We start from the raw sequence: 392 nt of genomic DNA, 5'->3' as shown, positions 1-392 counted from the left end.
AGCAGGCCCTGCACCGCGTCGGCGAACAACACCTCCTGCCGCAGATTCCGGAACCAGTACCCCGCATCCAGCACGTCGTCAGGACTCAACCAGGTACCCGTCACCGTCGACCACAACGGCACCCGCGGCGCCCGCGGCGACAACCCCGCCAGATCCCGGGCCAGACGCTCCCGCAACACCTCCACGTGCGGTGAGTGCGAGGCGTAGTCCACCGCGATCCGGCGAACCCGCACCCCCTCACCCTCCAACACCGCCAACAACGACACCACCGCATCCACATCACCAGAAACCACCGTCGACGCCGGCCCATTCACCGCCGCCACCGACACACCCGACATCAACCGCCCCCGCACCACCTCCACCGGCAACCCCACCGACGCCATCGCACCCCG

1 protein-coding gene is annotated in these 392 nt (G+C 69.1%); it reads right to left on the bottom strand.

Features of this window, described 5'->3' with window-relative positions; all coding sequences use genetic code 11:
- Nucleotides 1-362: acyltransferase domain-containing protein (locus AC507J_RS32370; protein ID WP_496294380.1), on the bottom strand; the 362-nt coding region annotated here is incomplete at its 3' end.
- Nucleotides 363-392: the final 30 nt, after the last annotated feature.

The organism is Micromonospora sp. PRAS1 (genome assembly GCF_059553435.1).
The sequence above is the reverse complement of the archived record's forward strand: the minus strand, read 5'-3'. Positions and strand labels throughout refer to the sequence as shown.